Raw genomic sequence first — 3,472 nt, forward strand, 5'->3', positions numbered from 1 at the left:
CGATGCAACGGCTCGCCCGCCTGGCCGCCCGCTCCCGAGGCACGATGCCACCACGTGAACCCCGTTGGACCGAGGCCGCCTGGACGCTCACCAGGGAGGCGGGGCATCCAACCGGGCACGCATGCCGGGAGCGCTCAGGCGGGCGAGCCGTTGCATCGACACGCCCCCCGGCCCACCTTCCGGGAACGGATGCCCCTCAACGAGCCCACCAAGAACGACCTGCTGGAGTCGCCGTGGCTGTCTCAGCAGGCCATGGCGCAGCTCTTCCGGGGCGAGCTGAGCCGCTCCGACACCTGGCGCACGCGCCTGGACACGACGACGAACTGGGCGCTGACCACGACGGCGGCGGTCATCTCCTTCGGCTTCGCGACGCCGCAGAGCTCGCACGTCACCTTCCTCGTCGGCATCTGGATGGTGGTGTCGTTCCTGCTCGTCGAGGCGCGGCGCTACCGCTACTACGACTTGTGGAACCGCCGCGTGCGCCTCCTGGAGGACGGCTGGTGGGCGCCCATGCTGCGCCGCGAGCCGGTGGACCCGGACGCCCTGCGCGAATTGGCGGTGGAGATGTCCCGCCCGCAGATTCAGCTCTCGTTGCTGTCCGCCATCTCCACGCGGCTCAACCGCACCTATGGGCCCATCCTGATGGTCCTGTTGGTGACGTGGTTCTTCAAGGTCTACAGCCACCCGAAGCCCCCGGTGGACTTCCTGGAGTTCGTCACCCGGGCCCATGTGGCGTGGATTCCAGGGCCCATCGTCATGTTGATCCTGGTGTTCATCACCATCGCGGCGACGTACCTGTTCATCTCCTCGTTCTTCATCCGGGCCCCCTTGGGGGAGCTGCGGACCCGGCCCCGGGGGCGCCGCGCCGCGCTGTGGGAGTCGTTCTACCGGCCCTACGCCATCCGCAGGAGGCACCGGCCCACCCGGCGGCCCGCTCGGCGGCCAGACTCGGCGTCCGAGCACTGAGGGCCTGTTTCACCCGGGGCGCTCCTGGGGGCCCTCCAACTGGCCCCTGGCTCATGGACCCCATGCCTGGCCCTGTACTCCGGCCGTTTTCGTCCTTTCGAGTCCGGGGGATTTGTGCTGTGAATCCGCACCCATGGCGAACACGCGCACTGTCACGGTCATCAATGGAGACGGCATCGGCCCCGAGGTAATGGCGGCCACCATCCGCGTCCTCGAGGCGCTCAAGGTTCCGCTCGAGTTCGAGCACAAGGACGCGGGCGCGGAAGTGGTGGCCAAGTACGGCACCAACCTGCCCCACGAGACGGTGGAGGCGGTGCTGCGCAGCGGCGTCGCGTTGAAGGGCCCCACGGGCACGGTGGTGGGCGGCGGTCTGCCCTCCGCGAACGTGGGTCTGCGCAAGCGGCTGGATTTGTATTCGTCGCTGCGGCCCGTGAAGAGCGTGAAGAACGTGAAGACGCGCTACGAGGACGTGGACCTCATCGTGGTGCGCGAGAACACGGAGAGCCTCTACGCCGGCCTGGAGCACATCATCGTCCCGGGCGTGGTGGAGTCGCTGAAGATCATCACCGAGAAGGCGTCCACGCGGATTGCCCGGTTCGGCTTCGAGTACGCCAAGAAGCACGGTCGCAAGAAGGTGACCGGCGTGCACAAGGCGAACATCATGAAGCTGTCGGACGGTCTGTTCCTGGACTGCTGCCGCAAGGTGGGCCGTGAGTATCCGGAGATCCAGTACGAGGAAGTCATCGTCGACAACCTCTGCATGCAGCTGGTGAGGGACCCGACGCGTTTCGACGTGATGGTGTTGGAGAACCTCTACGGCGATATCGTCAGTGACTTGTGCGCGGGTCTGGTGGGCGGCCTGGGCATGGTGCCGGGCGCGAACATCGGCGAGCGCACGGCGGTCTTCGAGGCGGTCCACGGCACGGCGCCGGACATCGCGGGCAAGGGCATCGCGAACCCCACCGCGCTGATGATGTCGGCGGTGATGATGCTGGACTACCTCGACATGGGCGAAGAGGCCCGGCGCATGGAGAACGCCCTCCACAAGGTCTACGGCGAGGGGAAGATCCGCACCGGCGACCTCGGTGGCAGCGCGACGACGCGCGAGTTCACGGACGCGCTCATCGCGGCGCTGTAGTCGGTTCGACGGGACACTCCGTCACTTGAGCCCGGGTTGCCTCTTTGAGGTGCCCGGGCTTTTTCGTGTCCGGGGGTCAGTGGGGAGTGGGCTCCGAGGAGCGCAGGGCGCGTGCCGCATCGTCGAAGGACTTGGCACCGACGGAGTCCTGGGGACGGTGTTCTTCGATGGCCGCTGCGTCTTCCGGACGTCCGACGGATTGCAGGAGGATGGCGGAGCGCAGGGAGAGGTCGGGGTCTTGTGAGCCGAGCATCTCTAGCGAGAGGGTGCGCAGCCTCGTCCGGGCGTCGTCGGGCAGGCTGGGAAGGACTCGCTCCCGGTGAGCCAGCAGTACGGCGAGGAGGCACTCCGCATATTCGCGCGCACTCGCATTCGAATCCGAAATCGAGGACGGGATGAACGCGGCCAGCGAAGGCAGCCAGGCATCGGGCAGGTCCGATTCAAGCACCGTGAGGACTCGCGTCTTGTCGGCCAGCGCAACGGACGCGTCACCCGCCCACTCGCGCAGCGACTCCGGCGACTTCGACAAGAGGACGTGCAGCCCCTGAAGAGGGCCCGAGACGGAGGGAGTGAGCTTTCGCAAGGCCTGCTCCACGACCGGGAGCAGTTCAGGATGCCTCCGCTTCCAGAGCGCATGCGCAAGCGTGTACAGCTCCGACGCCCCTGGTGCACCACGTGTCAGCCGCTCCAGCCGACGCGTCAGGCTTCCGCGAGCCTCGGCTTCATGGAGTTCGCCGAGGGCCTGCGTCACCACCTCCGCGACGGACTTGCCATCCAAGTCGGCGCGAGCCTCTTCGATGACGAGCTGCCGCTCCAAACGACGAAGATTGGAGTCACCTCCCAGCACGCCAAATCCGAAGACTGCGGCACGTCGCAGCCGCGCGTCCGGAGACTCCAACGAGCGCGCCAACCACGACTCCGCGTCGGAGCCCAGTCGGGAGACCGCTTCGCGCGCGCGCGACTCGTCGCCTTGATGGAAGGCTTCGATCAACTCGTCCGCTGCCATCTCTGTATCGCCACGCGATGCCATGGAAGCCCCGTCCTCGTCCGAAGCACTCAAGGGAAGCTCACTCCCGAAGGGACGTACCGCCGGACCAACGTTCCGTCGAGCGAGTACAACTCCTGAATGGCCTTCCGGTCCGCGCGGACCATGGACTCGAAGGCCTCAATCTCGCGTGCCAGGTCCTTGGGGTTGGAGACGTAGTTGGTGTTGTGACGGACGCCATCGGGGCGTACCGAGGTGGGCTTGATCCGCTTCAGTGGACACCAAGGAAGAGGCAGGTACGGTGTCCAACATGACGGAAGTGAAGAAGCCACGACGTCCCCGGCGTAGCTACACGGAGGAGTTCAAGGCCGGGGCGGTGAGGC

General features: G+C 66.8%; 3 protein-coding genes. 2 read left to right on the forward strand and 1 reads right to left on the reverse strand.

The window, feature by feature from the left end; all coding sequences use genetic code 11:
* The first annotated feature begins 189 nt into the window (after window positions 1–189).
* Window positions 190–966 carry a DUF2270 domain-containing protein gene (locus tag HUW62_RS46260; RefSeq protein ID WP_163870998.1) on the forward strand — a complete coding sequence of 259 codons (777 nt, stop codon included), beginning with the start codon at window positions 190–192 and terminating at the stop codon, window positions 964–966.
* A 133-nt stretch (window positions 967–1,099) separates the two neighbouring features.
* Complete coding sequence (locus HUW62_RS46265; RefSeq protein WP_163870999.1) at window positions 1,100–2,104, forward strand: isocitrate dehydrogenase (NAD(+)); 1,005 nt, start codon at window positions 1,100–1,102, stop codon at window positions 2,102–2,104.
* 76 nt (window positions 2,105–2,180) lie between these two features.
* On the opposite strand, the gene HUW62_RS46270 is transcribed toward HUW62_RS46265, so the two are convergent.
* Window positions 2,181–3,134, reverse strand: a complete 954-nt coding sequence (locus tag HUW62_RS46270) for a hypothetical protein (RefSeq protein WP_176438086.1) — start codon at window positions 3,132–3,134, stop codon at window positions 2,181–2,183.
* Window positions 3,135–3,472: the final 338 nt, after the last annotated feature.

The sequence above is a fragment of the Myxococcus sp. AM011 genome (assembly GCF_013372595.1).
In the GTDB taxonomy this organism is placed as follows: Bacteria; Myxococcota; Myxococcia; order Myxococcales; family Myxococcaceae; genus Myxococcus; species Myxococcus eversor.